General features: G+C 39.8%; 22 protein-coding genes. 16 read left to right on the top strand and 6 right to left on the bottom strand.

Features of this window, described 5'->3' with window-relative positions:
• Window positions 1-35: 35 nt before the first annotated feature.
• Together WMZ97_RS10820 and WMZ97_RS10815 are read right to left on the bottom strand one after the other, a co-directional pair.
• Entirely contained in the window at window positions 36-3176 is a 3141-nt protein-coding gene (locus WMZ97_RS10820) for an MMPL family transporter (protein WP_343272098.1), read from the bottom strand.
• A gap of 54 nt (window positions 3177-3230) precedes the next feature.
• Window positions 3231-3671: a MarR family winged helix-turn-helix transcriptional regulator gene (locus WMZ97_RS10815; RefSeq protein ID WP_343272097.1), complete on the bottom strand. Its 441-nt coding sequence runs from the start codon at window positions 3669-3671 to the stop codon at window positions 3231-3233.
• Window positions 3672-3948: 277 nt separating this feature from the next.
• Here WMZ97_RS10815 and WMZ97_RS10810 point away from each other — a divergent pair, with 277 nt between their 5' ends.
• The 3 genes from WMZ97_RS10810 to WMZ97_RS10800 all read left to right on the top strand — a co-directional run bounded on the left by WMZ97_RS10810 (window position 3949) and on the right by WMZ97_RS10800 (window position 5406).
• Entirely contained in the window at window positions 3949-4221 is a 273-nt protein-coding gene (locus WMZ97_RS10810) for an AbrB/MazE/SpoVT family DNA-binding domain-containing protein (protein ID WP_343272096.1), read from the top strand.
• The gene (locus WMZ97_RS10805) at window positions 4221-4574 is read left to right on the top strand and encodes a type II toxin-antitoxin system PemK/MazF family toxin (protein ID WP_343272208.1); all 354 of its coding nucleotides are present in this window, start codon (window positions 4221-4223) and stop codon (window positions 4572-4574) included. Before WMZ97_RS10810 ends, WMZ97_RS10805 begins: the two co-directional genes overlap by 1 nt.
• Window positions 4575-4668: 94 nt before the next feature.
• Complete coding sequence (locus WMZ97_RS10800; protein WP_343272095.1) at window positions 4669-5406, top strand: aldo/keto reductase; 738 nt, start codon at window positions 4669-4671, stop codon at window positions 5404-5406.
• A 151-nt stretch (window positions 5407-5557) separates the two neighbouring features.
• Here the strand turns inward: WMZ97_RS10800 and WMZ97_RS10795 are convergent, their stop codons facing one another.
• The 4 genes from WMZ97_RS10795 to WMZ97_RS10780 all read right to left on the bottom strand — a co-directional run bounded on the left by WMZ97_RS10795 (window position 5558) and on the right by WMZ97_RS10780 (window position 10187).
• A complete protein-coding gene (locus WMZ97_RS10795; protein ID WP_343272094.1) occupies window positions 5558-6694 on the bottom strand; it encodes a Ger(x)C family spore germination protein in 1137 nt (378 codons plus the stop codon).
• Window positions 6691-7809 (bottom strand): GerAB/ArcD/ProY family transporter, encoded by a 1119-nt coding sequence (locus WMZ97_RS10790; RefSeq protein WP_343272093.1) that lies wholly within the window; start codon window positions 7807-7809, stop codon window positions 6691-6693. Before WMZ97_RS10790 ends, WMZ97_RS10795 begins: the two co-directional genes overlap by 4 nt.
• Before the next feature lie 8 nt (window positions 7810-7817).
• Window positions 7818-9329, bottom strand: a complete 1512-nt coding sequence (locus WMZ97_RS10785) for a spore germination protein (protein WP_343272092.1) — start codon at window positions 9327-9329, stop codon at window positions 7818-7820.
• 306 nt (window positions 9330-9635) lie between these two features.
• On the bottom strand, window positions 9636-10187 hold the full coding sequence (locus WMZ97_RS10780) for a beta-class carbonic anhydrase (RefSeq protein ID WP_343272091.1): 552 nt from the start codon (window positions 10185-10187) through the stop codon (window positions 9636-9638).
• A 120-nt stretch (window positions 10188-10307) separates the two neighbouring features.
• Between WMZ97_RS10780 and WMZ97_RS10775 the strand changes: the two genes are divergently transcribed.
• The 13 genes from WMZ97_RS10775 to WMZ97_RS10720 all read left to right on the top strand — a co-directional run bounded on the left by WMZ97_RS10775 (window position 10308) and on the right by WMZ97_RS10720 (window position 21245).
• Window positions 10308-10943 (top strand): DUF3231 family protein, encoded by a 636-nt coding sequence (locus tag WMZ97_RS10775; protein ID WP_343272090.1) that lies wholly within the window; start codon window positions 10308-10310, stop codon window positions 10941-10943.
• 280 nt (window positions 10944-11223) lie between these two features.
• A complete protein-coding gene (locus WMZ97_RS10770; RefSeq protein ID WP_343272089.1) occupies window positions 11224-11685 on the top strand; it encodes a spore germination protein in 462 nt (153 codons plus the stop codon).
• Between the two features lie 99 nt (window positions 11686-11784).
• Complete coding sequence (locus WMZ97_RS10765; RefSeq protein ID WP_343272088.1) at window positions 11785-12441, top strand: YhcN/YlaJ family sporulation lipoprotein; 657 nt, start codon at window positions 11785-11787, stop codon at window positions 12439-12441.
• A 765-nt stretch (window positions 12442-13206) separates the two neighbouring features.
• Complete coding sequence (locus tag WMZ97_RS10760) at window positions 13207-15063, top strand: heavy metal translocating P-type ATPase (RefSeq protein WP_343272207.1); 1857 nt, start codon at window positions 13207-13209, stop codon at window positions 15061-15063.
• 704 nt (window positions 15064-15767) lie between these two features.
• Window positions 15768-15938 carry a hypothetical protein gene (locus WMZ97_RS10755; protein ID WP_343272087.1) on the top strand — a complete coding sequence of 57 codons (171 nt, stop codon included), beginning with the start codon at window positions 15768-15770 and terminating at the stop codon, window positions 15936-15938.
• Window positions 15939-16015: 77 nt separating this feature from the next.
• Window positions 16016-16483 carry a hypothetical protein gene (locus tag WMZ97_RS21920; protein WP_405027681.1) on the top strand — a complete coding sequence of 156 codons (468 nt, stop codon included), beginning with the start codon at window positions 16016-16018 and terminating at the stop codon, window positions 16481-16483.
• 73 nt (window positions 16484-16556) lie between these two features.
• Window positions 16557-18638 carry a heavy metal translocating P-type ATPase gene (locus tag WMZ97_RS10745; RefSeq protein ID WP_405027680.1) on the top strand — a complete coding sequence of 694 codons (2082 nt, stop codon included), beginning with the start codon at window positions 16557-16559 and terminating at the stop codon, window positions 18636-18638.
• Window positions 18639-18687: 49 nt separating this feature from the next.
• Complete coding sequence (locus WMZ97_RS10740; protein WP_343272086.1) at window positions 18688-19320, top strand: YdhK family protein; 633 nt, start codon at window positions 18688-18690, stop codon at window positions 19318-19320.
• 511 nt (window positions 19321-19831) lie between these two features.
• Window positions 19832-20035 (top strand): DUF1657 domain-containing protein, encoded by a 204-nt coding sequence (locus WMZ97_RS10735; protein WP_343272085.1) that lies wholly within the window; start codon window positions 19832-19834, stop codon window positions 20033-20035.
• 329 nt (window positions 20036-20364) lie between these two features.
• Window positions 20365-20565, top strand: a complete 201-nt coding sequence (locus tag WMZ97_RS10730; RefSeq protein WP_343272084.1) for a thiamine pyrophosphate-binding protein — start codon at window positions 20365-20367, stop codon at window positions 20563-20565.
• A gap of 54 nt (window positions 20566-20619) precedes the next feature.
• Window positions 20620-20880, top strand: a complete 261-nt coding sequence (locus WMZ97_RS10725; protein ID WP_343272083.1) for a hypothetical protein — start codon at window positions 20620-20622, stop codon at window positions 20878-20880.
• Window positions 20864-21028: a thiamine pyrophosphate-dependent enzyme gene (locus WMZ97_RS21915; protein WP_405027679.1), complete on the top strand. Its 165-nt coding sequence runs from the start codon at window positions 20864-20866 to the stop codon at window positions 21026-21028. Before WMZ97_RS10725 ends, WMZ97_RS21915 begins: the two co-directional genes overlap by 17 nt.
• Before the next feature lie 40 nt (window positions 21029-21068).
• A complete protein-coding gene (locus WMZ97_RS10720; RefSeq protein WP_343272082.1) occupies window positions 21069-21245 on the top strand; it encodes a hypothetical protein in 177 nt (58 codons plus the stop codon).
• Window positions 21246-22629: the final 1384 nt, after the last annotated feature.

Below are 22629 nucleotides of genomic sequence, written 5' to 3'. Positions count from 1 at the left end.
AAAAGCAGGAGCGAGAAACTCGCACCTGCTTGCTTTTACTCCTCGTTCTTCTTCCTCCGAAACGGCCACCAGTTTGCTTTACCAAAAATCCGCACCATAACGGGAACAAATAATGGAAGCATCACAAAGGCGTACAGGAACAAGCCTGTTAATACAACCGTTGCAATTTGCAAAAGCGACATAACGCCGGATGGCAGCATAGCTCCAAATGTTCCACCCAAAATAACTGCAGCGGAGATGATAACCGTACCCATGTTTTTCATGGCAGTTAATAACGCTGTTTTAATATCACCATTCTTATACTCATTGAATCGATCCATTAGGAAAATACTATAGTCAATTCCTAGTGCCATTAGCATTACAAAGGCAAAGAATGGAATGGCCCATGTCAGTCCATCATATCCTAATAGGTTTTTGAAGATCAATTCGGCCACACCCATTGATGTAAAGTAGGTTAAGACCAATGAGCCAATTAAATACAATGGCATAATTAAGGATCGTAACAGAATAACCAGGACGATAAAGATTCCAGCGATCATTAAGAATACGGTACGCGAATAGTCTGCATCAGAAATATTTTGTAAATCATTGTTTGTACTGCTGATTCCACCAAGTTTAGGATCGCTATTCGCAAAAATTGTGTCGTTCTTTGCTTGATCGGCTGTATCCTTAATCTTGTCAACCATATTGATAGCCTCGGTTGAATATGGATTGTGGGATAAGACAACATCGAATTTAACAATGCGCTTATCATCCGAAAGATAGGTTTCGGCAGCATCCATGAAGTCATCTTCATCCAAGGCTTCTTCAGGAATAACGACAATCGGTTTTCCGCTGTCTGCATCAAAATCGTTTAAATGATCCTGTACGGTTGATAGTCCATTGTTAACCTTCTTCAATCCGTCAGAACTGTCATTCAATCCATCGGAAAGCTCACCTAGTTGATCCTGCATATCGGCAAATGCGGTTTTTAATTCTTTTTGTCCACCGTAGATTTGTGACAACCCATCCTGTAAGCTTGGAATGTTCGAAACAACTTCCCCTTGACCGCCTGCTGCTTGGTCTAAGCCGTCCTGCAATTGATCAATACCGGAAATTAACTCACCAATACCAGCGGATAGTTTTTCCTGGCCGTTAATTGAATCAGCGAATCCTTGATTTAATTGATTTAATTGTTCTTTTACCGATTGAATTTCGGATTGAATGCCTTGTAATTCGCCAAGTTTGTCCTGAAGCTGGTCAATTCCTTTCAAGGCTCTATCGGTATATTGAATGGCAGCACTGAGCTGTCCTTGTTGTTGTTCGTTTAGATCGGATTGTTGCAGTGCATTTAATTGATCCAATGAACCTTGCAAGGCATTTTTCAGTTCACCGATACCTTCTGACGGATCACCGTCCGTACCACCGCCAAAATCGCCAAACCCATCGGCGAATTTTTGATAGCCATCCAGCAGCTTACGGTTGCCGGCAATCGTCTGATCCAGGTTATCCTTAATCGTTTGCAGGTTAGATTTTATTTCACCAGCACCCGCAGAACCGGATTCGATTCCTTGTTGAATTTGGGTTAGGGCATCCTTGATATCGCCAATTCCGGTATTTGCATCATTGGTACCTTTCATCAATTGATTGACCCCATCTTTGGCATCATCCAGCTCTGGGGAAGAATCTTTCAATTGTGACGCGGCATCTGTTAGTCCATCTTGGATTTTTTTAATCCCGTCCGTACTTTTACCGATACCATCCCCTAGCATTTCAGTTTGATTGTTTACCTTGAAGTCATCGATAATATCACCAGCGGGCCGGGTTGCACTGCGGACTTGATCGACCCCGTCTAATTGCGCAAGCTCCTGTGACATGTCCTCGATCGCTTGGTAATCATCAACGGATTTAATTGGTTTGTCAAGTTTAAATACGACACTCGTTGGCATGGTCTGGCCAGGTCCAAAACTATCGGCAATCAAGTTGAAACCTTTGACCGAATCATAACTATCACCAATTTCATCAAGTGAATTATACGATTTATCCCCATGAAACATGATTAAAAATGGGATAGTGATTACCGCCACGATGACAAGTGCAATCACGGGCCGTGTCCAGGCAAATGCACCGGCAGTACCCCAGATCCTGCTTTCCTTGTGGGCGACATTTTTGTCAAATGGCCAGAAAAGTTTTTTACCAAATAGTACAAGGAAAAACGGTACCAGTGTAATTAACGCAATCAGCACGACCGCTACCCCTACTGCAACAGCAACCGCTGATTGATAAAGGGAAAACGTTGATAAGCCAATGGTTGAAAAGCCGATTAATACAGCAAGGCCAGCAAAGAAAATCGTTTTTCCACCGGATTTATATGTGGTATAAACGGCATCCTTGATGGAATCATGCTGGGCAATTTCTTCTTTAAATCGGCTGATCAATAAAATACAGTAATCAGTTCCAATCCCAAACATGACCGCTACCATGAAAATTTGTGTAAAGGTCGACAGTGGGAAATTAACCGTATCCGCAAGTATGGATACAACCCCTTGTGCGGCAAGGTAACTGATACCAACTGTCAATAGCGGAATAAATGGTGCTACAAATGATTTAAAGACGACGAATAAAATAATCAGGATGAGTCCAACGGTAATAAATTCCGTCTTTTGCAATCCATCTTCTGAGTTGTCAAGAATATCTTGCTGAATTAGCTCTTCGCCAGTCAGGTAATGGTCCACCTTGATATTCTTTACCGTGTCAGTAATCTTGTCTCGCGCGTCTTTAATTTCCTGATCCTTTAACGATAATTCAAAAGGAACCATGATCGTCTTGCCATCGTCTGCAACGGTTTGATCGGCAACGTCATCATTTTCCGTGAAATCAAGAATATCGGAAATACCAAGTTTTGCTTTATTTGTCTCCAGCTCATCGATGGCCTTGTCGATCTCTTGTTTATCTGCTTTATCCAGGCCATCGTCGTTATGAAAAACCAGTACGGAACTTTCCGTATTACTGTCTTCGTTGGATGACATATCCTCTATTAAAGCTTGAGCTTCTTGGGAGGAATAGCCGTCAGGAACCGTTATTTGTCCCTTTTCCTGAACCAGATCCTGCAGGTTCGGGGCAAAGATAAACAAACAAGCGGCAACAGCAATCCATAAAACAGCAATGAGCCAGCGGAAATTAATAATTTGTTTCATAATACTCTCCCTTCAAAAAGGATGTTCAAAAGCCCTAAACGTGTTGAGAACTTCTTACCCTTTTCTATCTTTTTCCATGATTTGTGCGAGTTTCTCTAATGAACGGATGACCCGTTGTATTTCTTCCTCATCAAAGTGTGCCAGCTGTTTGCCAAGTACACTGTACAATTCCTGCTCTGTGAAAGCTACCAGTTCCATACCCTTTGCTGTTACATACAAGTACACATTACGCCGGTCTTTATCATCGCGTTTTCGTTCGATCAATTGCTTATCGAATAAGCGATTAATTTGGGCCGTTACTGCACTTTTTCCAATCCCGAATGCGTGGGCAATTTCGGTTGATGTACAGTTTTCGTGATTTTGAATGTATTGCAGGGTGGAGAATTGATCGGAAGTAATATCAGAGTGAATTTTTTCCTTCAATATTCCATTGACACCGCGATAAATGGTGTTCATTGCTCCTTGGTAACGTTCAACGAGTTCTTTTAATTTCATAAAAATATGAACACCCCCTTCATTAAAAAAAGGTTCAACCATTGAATAGTTTAATTAGTGAACTATTATATGGTAGCAATTTCATCCTGATTTAGCAAGGAAATATTGTTTTACTGGAAAAAGAATTTTTATGGATGTTTAAAAAATTGTCACAAACGTTGGTAAGAGGCTTAGCGACCGAAGAAAAATGGGTATTAATAAAATGTCCGAAAATAGGTATCATTTTCCCAATTTTGGATTATATTAATATATACGAATAAGATGAAAGGATGGTATAATGATGGCAAATAATGAAAAAGGGGTGCTTTCTATGACGACCACAGCAAGAAAATGGGGAAACAGTATTGGAGTTAATATACCTAAAAGAATAGCAAATAAACATGGGTTAGTGAACGGGACCCAATTGGAAGTGGTTGATAGCAAAGATGGTATTTTACTAAAGCCTATTGATGACGATCCATCATTAGAAGAACTGCTCTCCATGATCACAGAAGATAATCAACATGACGAAATCGACTTTGGTAAACCAGAGGGCGGTGAAGTATGGTAATGAAAATACCTAAAAGGGGTGATTTAGTCTATCTGAATTTTAGTCCACAAATAGGTCACGAGCAGGCGGGGCATCGACCGGCAATTGTTTTATCTCCTAAAAAGTTTAACGAGGCTCAAAAATTTGCTATTGTCTGCCCGATAACCAGTCGAAAAAAGGGATATCCTTTTGAAATTGGGTTACCTGATGATTTATTAATCAGTGGAGTTATTTTATCTGATCAAGTGCGTAGTCTTGATTGGAGAGCAAGAAATTTAAAAATAAAGGATAAAGCACCTGTCGAGATTATCAATAAATGCATTAAAAGGATTCATAAAATATTATATGTAAGTGATTATGCAAGGGACAATTAAAAGCCTCGTTCATTTTTCATGATTTGGATAGAGTTGAAATCATGCTGCTGGGGATACTATATCTTTGCTACTAAGTATCAAGGGGGAGGCGGCAATGGATATGCAAACAAAAATGGAATTAAATAATGGAACAAGCATCCCACAATTGGGGCTTGGTGTGTATAAGGTGCTTGCTGAGGATGTATATGAAACGGTGAAACATGCCTTGGAAATTGGCTATCGGCATATTGATACTGCGAGTTTTTATGGCAATGAAGAAGGGGTGGGAAAGGCGATTCAGGATTCCGGCGTACCAAGAGAAGAATTGTTCGTGACGACCAAGGTGTGGAATGATGCACATGGTTTTGATCGCGCATTACAAGCGTTCGATTCTAGTTTAACCCGGCTTGGGCTGGATGATGTTGATTTATATCTCATCCACTGGCCTGTAGCAGACGTATTTCCAGAAACCTGGAAGGCATTGGAGCAGTTATATCAAGATGGGAAGACAAAGGCGATCGGCGTTAGTAATTTTCTTGACCATCACTTAAAAACCTTGGCCTCGACTCAGCAGATTATGCCTGCTGTAAACCAAATAGAATTGCACCCTAAATATCAACAACAGCGGACGACGGATTATTGCCGCAAACAGGGGATTGCTGTTGAAGCATGGTCACCGCTTGGCAGGGCAAAATATTTGGACGAACCAGTGCTTGTCAAGCTAGGTGAAAAATATAATAGGTCTCCGGCGCAAATAATCATCAGATGGCATTTGCAGCATGATTTCATCGTGATCCCAAAATCAACGAATAGCAGACGTCAATGGCAGAATATGACCGTGTTCGATTTCTAGCTTGATGACGAGGATATGCAAGCAATTGATGGTCTGGAAGAAGGGATGCGTGTAGGTTCACATCCCGATCAGCCACCAAAGTAATACAATGCGGAAGACATCTCCGGTCGTATGCAAGCTTTAGGACGTACGGCAGGGGATCTGTCCTCCGTTATGGGAGCATTCCATGATGTTTAATCCGCGCTTTAACATTAAAATGGACATTTATGTTTGGATAAATATCATGTAATTTAGCGCTCCCAGGTTTATTTCCTCTGTGATTGATACGATAAACGACACCGTAACCAAACGGATCCGCGCCTACTTGTTGGGTATAGGCCAATAATCTTTCGTATTGATCTTTTACTTGTTTTTCAACCACTTTTTCAAACTTTTTCATTACTTTTGGATCCTTCATACTAATTTGTTCGCTTACTTCCAGCAAATCCAAATCCAGTTTTACATCGGTTTGAAACGTCATGTTTTGTTTATCTGTCAATTTTGTTTTGGCCTTCCCTTTTTGTATATGTAAAGAGGCATAGGCATACTTTTTATCCGGATGTTGATCGGTTCCGCTTTTTAAATCGTTTTTAAAGGCTTTTAACGGAATGGGCACTTGAATGTCCAGTTTGTGAATCGTTTTATGAAACATAGTAATTAAATAGGCCTTATCCACTGGTATCTTTCCAACAAAATAATCATCTTGGAATAGGGCCACGGATGAAAGTACAGGTCTCTTGTCCTTGACGGATAATACCGGCAAGTATGGATCTCTGCCAATTTTGTAGTACTCATTAACAAAATCAATCAGAGTGGGGTCTGGAATAGCATTGTTCTTGGCATTTTGTGTGACTAGACTATTAAAATACTGTCGAACATCGATATCAGAGTTTTTTTGGGCTGCTACAATAATTTCTTCTGCAGTGGAATCCCCAATCGTTAAATACATCGTATCCGAAACTTGAGCATCACGTTCCAATGCCATAATATAATGCATTAATCCATGCTTGGCGGCTTCTTCAGAGTATAATTCCAGTTGAATCGATCCGGGTGTAAGCTCAATACTGATCTTTTCATTAGCTGCCTGACGAGCACGTTTTAACGTATGTGCCTTCCCGGTTACAATCTGGGTAACTTCATTTTCTTTAGTTCTGAATTTGAACGCTGCGATTGTTGTCTTAATAGCATCATCTTCCAGCATGTCAACCCCTCGTACATTGATGATTCCCATGTCTTCAATTGTTTTTGAGGGCACACAGCCAGCTAGAAAAATCAGTAGTGCGATTACCACCCAACCTGTTCGATTCATTTTTTTCCTCCACCTTTTCGTTTTTTTCCCCAACGTTTTTTCATCCATACCAATGGAAGCAGAATAATTGGATAAACGTAGACTAACCAGATACTAACGCTGGCATAGGCGGTCGTCAGTTGCATCACATACGCATGATATGTAATAAATCCACAAGCAATAAAGAGTAGAAGTGCTACGGCATAAACGGTGAATTTTTGCGGGATATTATATAACCGTTTCAACCCATAGACGATCCCCCATAATAATAACAGCATTGTCGACAGCGTCACCATCATCCATATCGCAATGGCAATAAAATCGAAACGATTGATAAACGGCAGCTTTATCCCTTTAAACAAGTCCAATACAGCCCATTCCAATTGGGTAAGCAGCCCCGGACTGAAAAAGCCAATCGCAATGACCATGTCCAATAAAACGATGCCGGCAGTATAGGATAAACCTAAAAAGACCGGACGTTTGGCCTGCTGTTTATTTTGGATAAATGGATAAATAAAAAAGAGAATTTCAAAACCCAGGAAGGTAAATGCTGTCTGCTTCGCCCCATGAAGTAACGATGGGACAGATGCCTCAAAAAAGGGTTGAAAATTGTCGAATTCTATATTCATGAGAGGAGCATAAAGCAAAAACAATAACCACATCGTTAAAAAAAAGAATAGAAACACAGCCCCAACTATGACTCGCAGACCACCTAGAATACAATAAATCATCAGGATAAGTAACAGTCCACCCATAACAAACGAACTCATTTCAGGGAAAATAAAAATCTGCACAACCTCAATATAGGTAACAAATACGGTAAGCAAGCCAACGAAAAAGTAGATCATGTAAATGGTGCCAAGCAATTTGCCAATCCATTTACCAAACACATCGACCTGAATACCTAAGATATCCGCACTTTTATATTGTTTTAATATTAAAAACATGATGTATACGATGAACATCATGTATAGGTAGGCGATAATAATGGATATCCATGAATCTTGTGCTGCTTCATTGTACACGTACGTCGGAAACCCCATAATGCCGACCCCTATTTGGATACCTGGAATGATAAAGAACAAATAAAATGCACGAATACGAACATCATCTTTTACGTTCACATTAATATCCATTATTTCACCTACTCTTCAATGTCATGCTTTCGTTTTGCTTCTTTGCGTTTGTAACGAAGCAAATTCTTTGGCCGTAATGAAAGAAACCGCTTATTCTCATATTGGAGCGGGGCGCGGAATAACGCTTTGTTCAGATCGGCTAAGCGGAATGGATAGATGGGTGTAAGGTATGGTATTCCCAGCGACTTGAGTTTTAATAAATGGATAATCAGTAACGAGACACCAAAAATGATCCCAATCAAGCCAAATAGTCCCGCCAGGATGATCATCGGAAAGCGAACGACGCGAATTGCAGTTCCCATCAAGTAATTTGGTGTTGTATACGAGGACAGCGCGCTTAACGCAACAACAATAATCAGAATACTGCTGGTTAGCCCCGCTTCCACTACCGCCTGTCCAATGATTACCCCGCCAACAATTCCAATTGTCTGACCAACTTTGGTCGGTAGCCTGGCACCAGCTTCGCGTAACAATTCAATCAAGAATTCCAGAATGATTGCTTCCCAGATTGGTGGAAAAGGAACGACAGCACGGGATTGCCCGATGGTGATCAGCTCATCAATCGGAATAATCTCGTAATGATAGGTGACAGCAGCTACGTATAATGGCGTTAGTACAGTTGAAAAAAACATTCCGAAAAAGCGTAAGAATCGTAAAAACGTACCAATATTCCAACGCATATATATATCTTCCGTTGACTCAAAAAAGCTTATAAATGGCGATGGGGCAATAAACCCGGTCGGGCTATTTTCCGTCAATACCCCAATCCGCCCTTGCCTGATCGCATAGCTGAAACGATCAGGGAGTTCGGTGGAATAGAACTGGGGAAAGACCGTGGATGATGAATCATCGATATACTGTTGCAATACGGTACTATCCTCTAGTTCGTCTACATCCAAATCTTGCAGTCGCTGTCGCATCGTGTTTACCAGTGTTTTGTTGACAATTGATTTCATGTAACAAATTCGAATTTCACGGGGATAGCGATCACCAATGATGATCCTTTCCAAGACAAGGTCAGTTGAGCGAATACTCCAGCGAACCACATTGAGATTAGTGATAAGGGACTCGGTAAAGGATATTTGCGGCCCAATCACAACCGTTTCATTTTCCGCTTTACTCAGCTCCCTATGTTGCTTTTTTAAAGCAATATAGGCGATAGCTTCCTCCTCCCCCTCCACGTAAATAAATACTTCTCCAATGAGTAACCCCTTTAATATCGATTCTAGTGCATCAATGGGAGTTCCGGAGTTTAAAGGAATTTCATTTAAAATGGAATCGTTGCTCCACTCCTCTTTACTGCTTAATAGAGGATCGAGGAGAAACTCATGTACGATTTCCTGGTCGACTTGATAAGAGATAAAAAATACAGCCGCTTTTTTACCATTATCTTGATTATATGTACGAAATAATAAGTCTTCGTTATGTTCAAATTTATCTAGCATGATCTGTTCTAATGTTTCAAGCTTCATCGGAAAGGAATTATTCATGTTAGACTTCCGCTGGCGACCTCTTTTCATAGGAACCTCCTGGACAAAAAGCTACTAACAACTAGTATGTAACGAATTACCAAAATTATTAGTGGGAAATGAGGGGAGGCGAAGACCATTGAAAAAATACGATTACCTGTCTACCAGCCTTGTTGTAAGAAAGGGGGTATAGTTGATTGTGCGTGCAGAATTCGACAATCTGCTTAAACTCAATGCAAAATCGTCAAACGAAGCAATGTAATGAAAAAGGCATTAACCACAAAGCCAAAAAATACTATAAAAAACCCTTTCCGATCCGTGCAGACAATTGGATCGAAAAGGGATATTATTTGCATTTTAACCTTTTGTAACTAAATCAAGTTTGCCTGTTGCTGGATCAATAACCAACCCGTGAACTTTAATCGATGGGGGTAGCAGGGGGTGGTTGCGAACAATTACAACACTTTGCTCTACTGATTCCTCAACAGATGAAAAACCGCTAAACTCTGTATGTAGATCGATGCCGGCGTGTTCCAGTGTTGATAGTGTTTCTTTGGAAATCCCCTTTTTAAGCATGGTTTCTTGTAACACATTGGTATCCACATGGGACATGCCGCAATCACGATGCCCAATGACCATGACTTCCTCGGCTTTTAATTCATAGATGGCAACAAGGATCCCTTTCATAATGCTGTCAAAAGGACTGCGAATGATGGCACCAGCATTTTTCAGCATTTTCACATCGCCATTATGAATGTTGAGCGCTTTTGGAAGTAATTCAACAAGACGTGTGTCCATACAGGTTACGATAACCAGACGCTTATTCGGAATATTATCGGTTTTGTATGGCTCGTATTCCTTTCCTTCCACAAATTTTTGATTGTAGTCAAGTATTTCATCGATTTGCATATGAATCCTCTCCCTTTTTTAAAATATTTCTTCTATATAACTATAGCAGGTTTTGCTATCATCGCAAATGTCATTTTCACTAAATAGAGACTGGATAAAGGTGGAAAGTGAATCGTATAAATGGATAAATCTCCAAAACAGGGGGAAGCTATACTATCACTAAATCGAAGGGAGGGGCTTAATTTGCCGAGTATTGGTAGTATGTTTAAAAACGCCGTAAGTGTTATTGAATCACTAACGGATAATCATAAAAATCCGCTACATGTCGGCGAAACAATGGCATGTTGGACCTATCTTAATTTTGTATCAGGTATTATCGGGTATATGGAAGTTGCGATTCATATGACAACAGACTCTGAACTAAAAAAACAGTTACAGAATGCTCTCCAGGTTCCCCTGTCACACAAAAAGGAACTATCTCAATTTATGCGTAAAGAAGGCGTTTCATTGCCCGATATGCCTGAGCATAAACCGGAATCCAATCCAAACGACGTACCGTTGGGGGCAAAGTTAACCGATAATGAAATTGCGAACACCATAAATATAAATTTCGTGGTGGCTGCCGACATGTGCGCAGGCGCTGCCAGCCAATCATTAAGAACTGATGTTGCTATTATGTTTCTAAGATATCAAATCGATAAACTGTCACTAGGGCTGAAATTCAAGGATTTAATGCAGCAAAAAGGTTGGCTTAAAATACCGCCGTTTTATCATCCGCCAGGTTCCCTGTACAAAATAAAGGTTAAAAAAGGTTAAAATGTTTTTTACTGACGTATCATCTCCTGTTTTTAAGGCAGGGGGTTATTTGGCTTCGATGATCATTTCACCAAGTAAGGTTTAATTTCCGACATGTTTTGGGTGGGGGAGAAAGGGCAGGCTAAAACCGTCACGTCCTTATGCCTTCGCCTGCACTAGCACGTCCTGTGCGTCGAAAACCCTTACTGATGCTAAAATAGGAAAAGTAGCTGAGCACAGTGAATAAAAGGATGGGTTGATTAATGAAACAAGTAATTAAGATTCGTTGCTGGAGTCATTATTGGTCGATTTACGGAAAACTTACCTCACGCAGATACAGATTGATCAGTCCTCATTGCAATATATTAAAGAAAATGTGCTTACCGTTGATGCAATTGATGATCTAACGGACTCCAATACGCTATTTCAATTCCTGTTATCCGGGAGTGTTATTCTCCTATTTGAAGGTTACAATTTTGGATTTGCTATTTCAATGATTGTCTGGGAAGATATTGGAGTCACGGAAGCAAAGCGGGAAAATACATTACGCGGTTCCAAGGCATCCCTGACGGATAATTTCCGAACCAATTCACCTCAAATACAAAGAATTATTAGAGATCCCAATCTTTGGTTTGAAACAAGAAAAATTGGTACTATCACAAAAACCAAAGTAAGCTTGAAAATTGGGCCTCTGGGAATCGGCAGACACCCTTTCCCAAACCATGCCACAGTTGAAGTTAACCACCATTCATCAAAGGCATAACAAAAAATAACGAGTTTTTGAATGTTGGGCTATTCCACGTATATTCCAGTTCCCCCGATACATACTATCACTAAATATATATCAAGGGGGATATGAATAATGAAATTTAGGCTTTTATGCGTTTTGTTTGCTGTAATTTTTGCACTTGCCGCGTGTGGAAATAATGGAACAAATAATGATGCAAACAATGATAACAATGGAACCAATCGGGATGATAATGTAGAACACACGAGATTTAATAGTCATGCAAATGATGATAACCGAATCGATAACGGGGATCGTCACGATGATCGCATCCATATGGGTAATGATAGTAATGATGACCTTAATAATCGGTACGATGTATCCAAAAAGGCTGCCGACAGAATAATGAATGAAGTCGCCGGTATAGACCGTGCGCACGTCTTTACAACCGACAATAATGCCTATGTAGCTGCAGGATCGGATGAAAACGATGGTGATGGCACAAACATGGATAACAATCATGGTGTGAATGATGAAAAAATGAACGATAATACAAACAGCAATCCTTTAGATAATGGACATGCATTAACGGATGAGAAAAAACGGGAAATACAAGAAATCGTTAAATCCGTTGAACACAATGTTGACCATGTATATGTTTCCACAAACCCCGATTTTTTTAATTTGGCAAATGACCACGCTGGTGATGTGCGCAATGGCAAATCAGATCATGGTTTTTTCGACCAATTTGGGAACATGATAGACCGTATATTTCCACAACACAATCGCTAATATCATAACAATGTAAGGTTAAAAGACATAAAATATAAAATGTCCAAGGGGTAAGCAGCTATTATCACATGTTGGATGACAGCGGCTTACAGTAATTCTATGGTTATTATTAACGCGGATTATAAATTAGATAAAGGGAAGAGGAAGGTTGATCTGATGGGAAATCCAAATAACGAAATAAAAAGCATTTTGGGAGTTGATGTTAGAATTAGGTCCAAAACGCACAGGGTATTGAATGTGAACGAGCATGTTCAAAAGCCCATTATACATAGAGAAATTCAAGGTGATAAAATATTTGTGGCATTCAATCTTTGGTCAAGAGAATAGATAGGTAAAGGGTTGATCTAATTATGGATCAACCTTATTTTTTATTCCACTTTAATGGGTAGTAAGCCCCCCATTGAATGAAGTTTCACTTTATGGACTCCTCAACCCGAAAGTTTCCCTTATACAACACTAACATAAAAAACAAATAAGGATGAGGAAACCTCTCTTTAAAAATCGGTAACATTTACTTTGCATTACCATAAATATATGATATATTAAAGTAAATATAATATTATAATAGTTATAAATAATGATTGCTGTCGCTTATAGTGGCAGCTTTCGATGTTTTAAGAGGAATGATTTTGAATCTCATTATCAATTAGAAAAGGAGTGGTGAATATGGGTATCCCAGCAGAACAGATAAAGGAAAATGCCCCCGACTCTTCAGTTGGAACGAAAAATACTCCCAACCCTTCGGCGGGGAAAAAAACTCGTTGGATGGAACGATTTCAAAAACATGGTGAAATGATCGCAGCACTTGTTGCAGGTGTTTTGATTTTGATTGGATGGGATCTTTCGGCCAAAACATCCAATCCTATGGTAGATGGCTTGTTTATCACAGCATTTGTGATCGGTGGTTATGCGAAAACGAAGGAAGGTATTACAGAAACCATTAAGGATAAGACGCTTAATGTCGAATTACTTATGTTTCTTGCCGCGATTGGCGCGGCGGTCATCGGCTACTGGCTAGAAGGCGCAATATTGATCTTTATCTTTTCACTGAGTGGAGCGCTGGAAACTTATGCAATGAACAAAAGCAGCGATGAACTTTCCGCTTTAATGTCACTTACACCTGAAACGGCCCGTGTTCTGCGCAATGGAAAAGAAGAGAGCATCCTTGCTAGGGATTTGCAAATCGGCGATACTATTCTTGTTAAACCCGGTGAACTAATGCCAGCTGACGGTGTCGTGGTCAAAGGGAAAACCTCGGTCAATGAATCGGCCATCACGGGAGAATCGATGCCTGTAAGAAAAGGAGAAAATGAAGAAGTTCTTGCTAGTACGGTCAATCTCGACGGGGTTGTCCAGATCAAGGTGAATAAAACGAACGAAAATACATTGTTTCAAAAGATTATCAAACTTGTTCAAAGCGCGCAGGAGGAAAAACCGCGAGCCCATCTTTTCATCGAAAGAGTTGAAAATTCCTATGTCATTGCTGTACTGGTCGCTTCTGGATTAATGATGTTCCTCCCACATTTTTTGTTTGGATGGTCCTGGAATGAGACAATCTACCGGGCACTCGTGCTTCTTGTGGTTGCATCACCCTGTGCTCTTGTTGCCTCAACGATGCCCGCAATCCTTTCAGCAATTTCCAAGGGGGCTCGCGAGGGTATGCTGTTTAAAGGCGGCGTACATCTGGAGGGATTGGCAAAGCTTTCGGCGATTGTTTTTGATAAAACTGGTACGCTTACCACCGGAAAACCAGAAGTTACTCATATTGCTGCATGTGACGGATGGGATTCGAATCAAATCCTGCAGATCGCTATATCCATAGAAAACTATTCTAATCACCCGTTGGCTTCTGCTATGATGAGAAAGGCAAAAAAAGAGGGAGTCGATTTACTTAAAGCAGGAGAAATCAAGGATGAGCCAGGATGGGGCATTGAAGGCATAGTGAACGATGTCCACTATAAAATAGGAAAAGCAGATTTTGTTGGGACAAAAAAAGCTGGAGTATTTTTAAATACAGCCACTTTAGAGACAATGGGAAAAACGATTGTGTTTGTAAAAAATGAGGAGGAAGTTATTGGGGCGTTGGCTTTAAAGGACGCCGTACGTTCAGATGTGAAAAAAGCCATTGAGGACATTAATGCGGCAGGTGTTGAGACGTATATGCTCACTGGGGACAGTGAGGAAATGGCAAGCGAAATTGCACGTGAAGTAGGCGTGACACAATATAAATCTGAATGCCTACCTGATCAAAAGCTTGATGAGATCAAAAAACTAACAAAAGAATATCAACGTGTGGCCATGGTGGGGGATGGAACAAATGATACACCGGCACTTGCAACGGCCCATGTCGGGATTGCTATGGGAGCTGGGACAGATGCCGCTCTTGAAACCGCAAATGTTGTGATTGTGAATAACGATTTGCGCTCCATTCCTTACACGATCCAGTTGTCCAAAAAGATGAATCGGATTGTCAAACAAAACATGGTATTTTCAATTGTCGTCATCGTGGCACTCATTGCATCGAATTTCATGCAAAATCTGTCGTTACCACTTGGTGTTATCGGTCACGAAGGAAGCACGATACTGGTTATTTTGAATGGGTTAAGAATGTTGAAAGGCTAAATTTTACTCCCTCAGTTTTTTAATTATCTTGAATGTAAGTCTCCCGCAAAAGGGGAGCGATTGTGATGGGAAATGTTCCTAGTTTCGTTGAACTAACATCCCCCGTCAGGTTAATTGAAAATATCCGTGACATGGCCTGATTGCTGGGAAGGGTTCCCGTTAAAGTAGAGCATCCACGCATACGCTAAAGAATATTTAGCTGAACAGATTGACGGAATATCGAAAGTTTGGAGACAATTAGTTAGATAGTCGTAATAGCTTTGGCTCTGTGAAGACTCGATTATTAACAAAGGCATGTACACGAGAGGGCGCTAAGGTCAGTTGCTCATAGAGTTCATGTACGCCGAACCCAAATTTGTCGGTATCTCTCTTCAACGATCTGAGTCGATCGATGGAAGTTCTTCTTAAAACGTTGATATGACGCTATCTCTCAAACTGATAGCGTCATATTTTGTGTATATTTTCTTTGGGTGGGTGAGTTAATAAAATAAATGGGAATCGAACTGAACTAACTAAAATATATTTGGTTTCTAAAACAAATTCATGGGGGAAGATGATGTTGTGACTTTGAAACAAAGTTTGATACAATAACGTTGTTGTGTCGAATTGCGGCAATTTGGCATCCGGGCCCAATTGTTTAACATGCTATAATTTTAATAAACAGGACAAATAATTTCTAAGAAGTGTTGGAAAGGAGAATCCCTATGAGAAAAAGAATTTCTATTGGGTTGATTATGATAGCTATCATAATTGGAGCCTTTGTTTATTATTCGATTTCGAAAGAACCTATTAATAAAACAGATACTATCATAACAGATAAAAATGGAAAAGTAGTAAAACCAATTAGTGGTAACAACGATAACATTGGTCATTAATGAATATTAATAGCGGGTGCAAAAAATGCAAATTAACCTAGGTTGAACGGAGGAGGGTCAAAAGGACATTATATTTTTTGTTGGCTGGTTTATTTAATTTTATTTTTGGGTGTTTTATCTTTCTTCGTATTTTTTCATGGCCTATGAGTCTTTTATATATCGCTGACGCTTTTGGTTGGGTCCTAGATCCTACATTGGAGCCGGGGGTAGAGATGCTTTTTATTTTCTTATTCCTTGCAATAATTTTATGTATAATTTATTTTTCAACAGAGTGGTTTGCAATCATTGTAGCAGGAGTTTTCCTAGCAGCCCATTTCGGATTATGGTTTAAATCGTTAAATCATACAACAGTGGCAAGCTCTACATTAATACTTGCATTACAGTCGGCAATAGCTTTAATTGGTGGGCTTATCTTCTTTAAGAAAAAGAATTATCCAACAAAGAGACTGAAGCTGGTCTTTTGTGACATCCTTCGTATTTACATAAAAATCATGTTTATAAAATACCTTACAGGGGTATTGTATTTAGGTATAACGGAACGATAGAAGTAAAAAGCTAAAACTTGCAACGGATAGAATTTAATATCGAAAAAAATATGAAGTAAGAGGAGTGATAGGTTTGGCAGGTAATGACGATACACACAAAAAAACGCAAGATGATCATAACCACCATGACCATCATGCTAACCATACGGATGAACATCACCATGACCATAGTGCACAAAAAGGGCATGGTCACGCTGGGCATGACCATCATGGCCATCACGAACATATGGTGAAGGACTTTAAAAAGCGGTTTTATATCTCGTTAATTGTCACTATTCCAATTCTCATTTTATCGCCGTTGATTCAAAGCTTCATTGGTGTGGATTGGCAAGTACCATACAATCAATATATTTTATTTATTCTTGCTACATTTATCTTTTTCTATGGTGGCTGGCCGTTCATTACCGGGGCAATTAGCGAGGTAAAGGATAAAAATCCTGGAATGATGACACTTATAGGCTTAGCTATTTTTGTTGCGTACGTGTATAGTTCGCTAACAGTATTTGGATTAGAAGGAAATGACTTCTTTTGGGAACTGGCTACTTTAATTGACATTATGTTGCTTGGGCACTGGATTGAAATGCGTTCGGTGATGGGGGCATCCAATGCATTAGAGGAACTCGTAAAACTTATGCCAAGTGAAGCCCATAAATTAGATGATAATGATGCGGTACATGATGTACCAGTTTCCGAATTGAAAAATGTTGACCGTGTACTGGTTAAGCCAGGGGAGAAGATCCCGGTTGATGGAACGATTATAAATGGAACATCAGCAGTAGATGAGTCCATGCTCACTGGGGAATCCGTACCTGTCGAAAAGGAAAACGGTGATGAAATTATCGGTGGTTCCGTAAATAAGGAAGGATCGCTGACGGTACAGGTCGAAAAAACAGGTGAAGCTTCTTACCTGTCGCAGGTAATTACATTGGTAAAAGAGGCACAGGAATCGAGATCACGAACACAAGATATTAGTAATAGGGCAGCAAAATGGTTGTTTTATGTTGCGCTTGCTTCGGGATTTATCACCTTGTTCATTTGGCTTGCGCTTGGCTACCCATTCGATACATCATTGGAGCGTATGGTAACGGTAATGGTTATTACTTGTCCACATGCACTTGGTTTAGCTGCCCCACTCGTTATAGCAGTCTCTACTTCCATTTCTGCAAAACAGGGGTTACTTATCCGTAATCGTGCTAATTTTGAAGGGGCGAGGGATTTAAATGCAGTTGTTTTTGATAAAACGGGTACGCTGACAAAAGGGGAATTTGGTGTAACCAATATTGTCCCAAGGGAAAGATATAAAGAAGATGATGTACTAAACTGGGCAGCCAGTCTAGAACAAAATTCAGAACACCCCATCGCAACAGGTATCGTCAAATCGGCAAATGAAAAAGGAATGGAACTCAAAAAAGTAATTGATTTTGAATCGATAACAGGGAAAGGAATTCAGGGAACGATTGATGGAAAAAAGGTCAATGTGGTAAGTCCCGGTTATGTCGATGACAATAATCTTGACTATGATCAGGAACCGTTTAACGAAATGTCCGGGGAAGGAAAAACAGTTGTATTTGTTTTACTGGATGATGAACTAGTTGGCATGATTGCACTAGCTGATATGGTAAGGGAAACGGCGAAGGAGGCTGTTGCCAAGCTCAAAGAAAATGGTATTCACTCGATTATGTTAACGGGGGATAACAAAAAGGTTGCCAATTGGGTTGCAGAGCAATTGAATATTGATGAGGTGTATGCCGAAGTTTTACCAGATAAAAAGGCGGATCAGGTCAAAATAGTTCAAGAAAAAGGCTGGAAAGTCGCGATGACAGGAGACGGAATTAATGATGCCCCTGCGCTAGCAACGGCTGACTTGGGAATTGCTATTGGCGCTGGTACTGATGTTGCTATGGAAACAGCCGATGTTGTGCTAGTAAAAAGTAACCCAAAGGATGTCGTTTCGTTAATTAACTTATCAAAGAAAACCTATCGGAAAATGATTCAGAATCTATGGTGGGCCACTGGGTATAATATTTTGGCGATCCCACTTGCAGCAGGTATATTGGCACCGGTAGGCATTGTTTTAAGCCCTGCAGTTGGTGCGGTTTTGATGAGTTTAAGCACGATTATTGTAGCGATTAATGCGAAGTTGTTGAAGGCATAAATTCGCTTCAGAACCCGGATATAAGCGAAAATGATTGGAGGGAAATATAGTGAATAAGAAATTCAAACTAAGTATTGTAGCATTATTGATGGGTGTTGTGTTAGCAGCTTGTGGTGGGAACAACAAGACTCCTCCCAATAGTAACTCTGATTCAGAGAATGACGCAACCAAAAACACAGAAATAAATGAAGAATCCCAATCCGAGAAAGAATCTGATTCTACGGAAGGAGCAGATCACTCAAGTATGGACCATTCTAGTTCAGATGAGGTTCCGGAAGATTTAGCTGATGCAAAGGATCCAACATATCCTGTCGGAAGTGAAGCTGTGATCGATGCAAACCACATGAAAGGCATGGATGGCGCTGTTGCAACTATTGAAGGCGTCTATAATACCACAGTTTACGAGGTGACCTACACTCCAACTAATGGTGGAGAAAAGGTTGAAAACCATAAATGGGTGATTCATGAAGAGATTGAGGATGCAAAGAAACAGCCATATAAGCAAAGTGATGAAGTTGTTCTTGAGGCAGATCATATGGAAGGCATGAAAGGTGCGACAGCTACAATCGATGCTGCGAAAGACACCACGGTTTATATGGTAAGCTATACAGATACAAAGACTGAAGAAAAAATTAAGAATCACAAATGGGTAACGGAAGATGAACTTTCATCAGTCAAATAAATAAGTTTATCTCCTATCATTCAATGATGTAATCTTTTTTACTACTGTTTTTACAATGGGCTTAAAAAAAGGGTCACCTTTAGTGGTGACCTTGCTTGGAATTAGGAGACAGATTATAACCACTACGCCTATTATTTCCAAGGGATATTAAAACATTAAAATAAGTCAGAAGTTCCGAACAATAAGGAGGTTTTAAAGGTTAGGTGCTTGTTTCATCAATAGAAGGGAGGATATTATTTTTTCCTATGCTATTTTATGGGCCCCGCTTACAAACCAATTAGACGTTCTTTGGTTTGACAACTTTACACTAGGAGCATCCCCTGACTTATATATATGTTGATTAAAGCAAGTTGTGCAAAAAAATGATGTTGGTGGACTTTTTGTATTCCCGTCTAGTTACTCGTTGTAGATATGAAAACAATAATCGTAAAATGGCATTAGTTGTATACATAAAGAAAATGTTTCACGGCAACATATACTTGTAAGCAAATTAATTTAAGGAGGAGTCTTCATGACAGTTGTGAGTCAAGTGAACCAGACGGTGGCAGGTTTAAAAAGCGCTCAGGCAAGTTTCGAAACCTTTGCACTTCAGACGGAGAACAAACAGGCAAAACAGTTGTATCAAAATGCGGCCCAACAAACACAAATGATTGTAGATAGTCTCGTTCCACGTATTCAAGAAATGGAACAAGAGGAACCGCAATACAAACAATAAAACACTTGAATAGTGCCATCACACGTATTAATGAATCAAACGACCATTCCGGCACGCAAACCGGCAACTAGTCAGTGTTTCACTATTGTACTCCACCACTGCCAGTGATAGGGGGCATTTAATTATGGGTATTGTTGCCCCCTGGATATGGTGGAATAGGGAAGAAAAATATAACGATGTTTTACATTTGATTGTGTAAAGGAGTATATTTTTGTTTTTCTAAAGGAACTTATGAAAGCAACAGATGTACTTGTTCAATGTTTGGAAAATGAAGGTGTTGCACATGTTTTTGGCATTCCAAGTACGGGATTTTAGATCTGGTCCATTCCTTGGCCCACTCCGATAAAATTCATTTTGTAAATGTTCGTCATGAACAGGGTGCGGCCTTCATGGCAGATGTTTACGGAAGATTATCTGAAAAGGCAGGGGTTTGTTTGGCGACGTTAGGTCGTGGTGCCAGCATAGGGGAAGCGGATTTACTTATCGTCATTGGTTTTGATTTTGTGGAGAAGCTCCCAAATGTGGAATAAAAATAAAATATCAGTTTTATATATTGATACCATACCAGCGGAAATAAATACCCTGTGGAAATGGAATTGACCGGGAATATCAAGCAAATTCTTTACCACCTGAATCAGCTTAGCATGGAGCCAAAATCGTGGGAACCAATTGGAAAACCCAAAGAAAAAATTGAGCAGGAAAATATGCCGCATGCCATTGAACAGCTAATCCCGGATCGGTCCATTGTTATTTCGGATGTGGGTGCACATAAAATGTCCATTGCTGGGACGTTTCAGCCAAAGGGACCGGGAAGGATGATCATTTCAAATGGTTCGCTTCCATAGGAGTCGCTTTACCAGGAGCAATCTAGGCAAATTGGCCTGTCCCGACAGCCCAGTAATATGTATTACCGGTGATGGAGGGGTCCTTATGAACTTTGCTGAAATAGAAACAGAAAACGACTTGGTGTATCGTTTATTATCATCGTATTAAATGATTCCGTTTTAAGGCTGGAACAAATGAAAATGAGAAAATGTTTGGGGAAAGCAGTGGAGTAACATTTCAAAATCCAAATTTTACCCAACTGGCAGATGGTTATGGAATAAGGAACGGTAAAGCGAATAGTTTGATTGAATTTGCGGATATTATGATAGATGCACTTCAATCTGTAGGGGAAATAACGATAATCGATGTTCTTTTGCCACAGTAAACGATATTATGTTTTCAAACTGTATTGTACAAGTACTATACCTATTAAAATGAGGGATAGGCCGAACGCGGAAGTCCAACCTGGGTATATTTTGTAAAGAACTGTACTGACTATAATAAGACTAAGAACCCAAATTGACATCGATATTCCGAATAAAAACATTGGATTAAGCCCCGTTTTGATGCCGAAGATAAAACCTGTTGTAACCAGGATATTAGCAATCAAATAGATAGGAAGCATTTTGAAATGGTGAATGGTTATTTCTGTGAAGGTACTATCTCCCTTGTTGCCAAACCAGTATACTGCAAAATCGATAGCTATATAGGCAATAAACGTAAAAGTAATAAACTTTATTATTTTAACCACCTCCACCGGGAAGCATTAACGAATAAATATTTGGCTTAATCTAACTTATATGCCCTATTGGCGCCGTATATGCATGTTATGTTTTTTATTAACTTGATATATATGCACCTATTTTGTCGGCCCTTTAATTTGATCCCGCAATATTTTTCGGCACAGGTTGTACCTAACAAATATATTTTCCATAATATTGAAATGGTTTGTAATATAATCATTAATGGGTTAATAATTTAGCATAATGGACAGGTGGACGTGAATACAATCTAATTGTTCGGGGCGATTGACTTTATTGGTGCTCCTTGAATCGACCCGGATGGGGGTGATGGCCGATTCAAGGTGCCCAATACTTTCATTGCATTTTCCGGACTAAACCAATAAAGTGAAACTTCATTCAGTGGGGGTTTCCCTTTCTTCCTCACTGAATGTTAGTTGAACAGAATCGGACCTTTACGGACAGTTGACCCCCACTTATCTTTTTTAGTTCCGCTTCAAAATCTTGAAGTGGGGGTCTTACTGCCCGTTAAGGCGGGATAAACTAACCCCTTGTTCCCTATGTTTAGGCCGTAATTATTGAACAGTGAGACATAGTTAAAAAAACGCACAAAGGACATATATACTGGCGAATCAATCAAATTAGGTTTGAAATCTTAATGTTCGACAGTTGGAGACAATTGCTTTATCTCGTGGGCCATTATTCATTATTGCTGATACTTTTTATCGGTCGCAAATTAGCACCGAAAAAAATTATGAGAGGCCCCAAAAAACACTATGTAGAATATTGGGATTAACGTGGCGTTAACATTAATTTTAACTGTTGAAAACCTTGAAAAGGGATGCCGCAGGAAACATGCAACAATTGTTATGTTGGTCATATACTTAATGAAACGGGGAACTTAACTGGATCCATCCCTTCAGTATAATCCCAAATTCCCCAGCTGCAAACTTCCATTTTTTGTCTCTTTTAAAAGACTGATCACTTGGTCAGTCTTTTAAAGACAAAATTACATTTGCAAGGCAATTA

This window comes from Lentibacillus songyuanensis (assembly GCF_039548255.1).
Taxonomy (GTDB): domain Bacteria; phylum Bacillota; class Bacilli; order Bacillales; family Amphibacillaceae; genus Lentibacillus_C; species Lentibacillus_C songyuanensis.
The sequence above is the reverse complement of the archived record's forward strand: the minus strand, read 5'-3'. Positions and strand labels throughout refer to the sequence as shown.

Excerpts from the sequence above, each read along its gene's own strand:
- WMZ97_RS10820 (WP_343272098.1), bottom strand. The coding sequence starts at position 3,176 with ATGAAACAAATTATTAATTTCCGCTGGCTCATTGCTGTTTTATGGATT.
- WMZ97_RS10815 (WP_343272097.1), bottom strand. The coding sequence starts at position 3,671 with ATGAAATTAAAAGAACTCGTTGAACGTTACCAAGGAGCAATGAACACC.
- WMZ97_RS10810 (WP_343272096.1), top strand. The coding sequence starts at position 3,949 with ATGATGGCAAATAATGAAAAAGGGGTGCTTTCTATGACGACCACAGCA.
- WMZ97_RS10805 (WP_343272208.1), top strand. The coding sequence starts at position 4,221 with ATGAAAATACCTAAAAGGGGTGATTTAGTCTATCTGAATTTTAGTCCA.
- WMZ97_RS10800 (WP_343272095.1), top strand. The coding sequence starts at position 4,669 with ATGGATATGCAAACAAAAATGGAATTAAATAATGGAACAAGCATCCCA.
- WMZ97_RS10795 (WP_343272094.1), bottom strand. The coding sequence starts at position 6,694 with ATGAATCGAACAGGTTGGGTGGTAATCGCACTACTGATTTTTCTAGCT.
- WMZ97_RS10790 (WP_343272093.1), bottom strand. The coding sequence starts at position 7,809 with ATGGATATTAATGTGAACGTAAAAGATGATGTTCGTATTCGTGCATTT.
- WMZ97_RS10785 (WP_343272092.1), bottom strand. The coding sequence starts at position 9,329 with ATGAAAAGAGGTCGCCAGCGGAAGTCTAACATGAATAATTCCTTTCCG.
- WMZ97_RS10780 (WP_343272091.1), bottom strand. The coding sequence starts at position 10,187 with ATGCAAATCGATGAAATACTTGACTACAATCAAAAATTTGTGGAAGGA.
- WMZ97_RS10775 (WP_343272090.1), top strand. The coding sequence starts at position 10,308 with ATGGATAAATCTCCAAAACAGGGGGAAGCTATACTATCACTAAATCGA.
- WMZ97_RS10765 (WP_343272088.1), top strand. The coding sequence starts at position 11,785 with ATGAAATTTAGGCTTTTATGCGTTTTGTTTGCTGTAATTTTTGCACTT.
- WMZ97_RS10760 (WP_343272207.1), top strand. The coding sequence starts at position 13,207 with ATGGAACGATTTCAAAAACATGGTGAAATGATCGCAGCACTTGTTGCA.
- WMZ97_RS10755 (WP_343272087.1), top strand. The coding sequence starts at position 15,768 with ATGAGAAAAAGAATTTCTATTGGGTTGATTATGATAGCTATCATAATT.
- WMZ97_RS10735 (WP_343272085.1), top strand. The coding sequence starts at position 19,832 with ATGACAGTTGTGAGTCAAGTGAACCAGACGGTGGCAGGTTTAAAAAGC.
- WMZ97_RS21915 (WP_405027679.1), top strand. The coding sequence starts at position 20,864 with ATGGTTCGCTTCCATAGGAGTCGCTTTACCAGGAGCAATCTAGGCAAA.
- WMZ97_RS10720 (WP_343272082.1), top strand. The coding sequence starts at position 21,069 with ATGTTTGGGGAAAGCAGTGGAGTAACATTTCAAAATCCAAATTTTACC.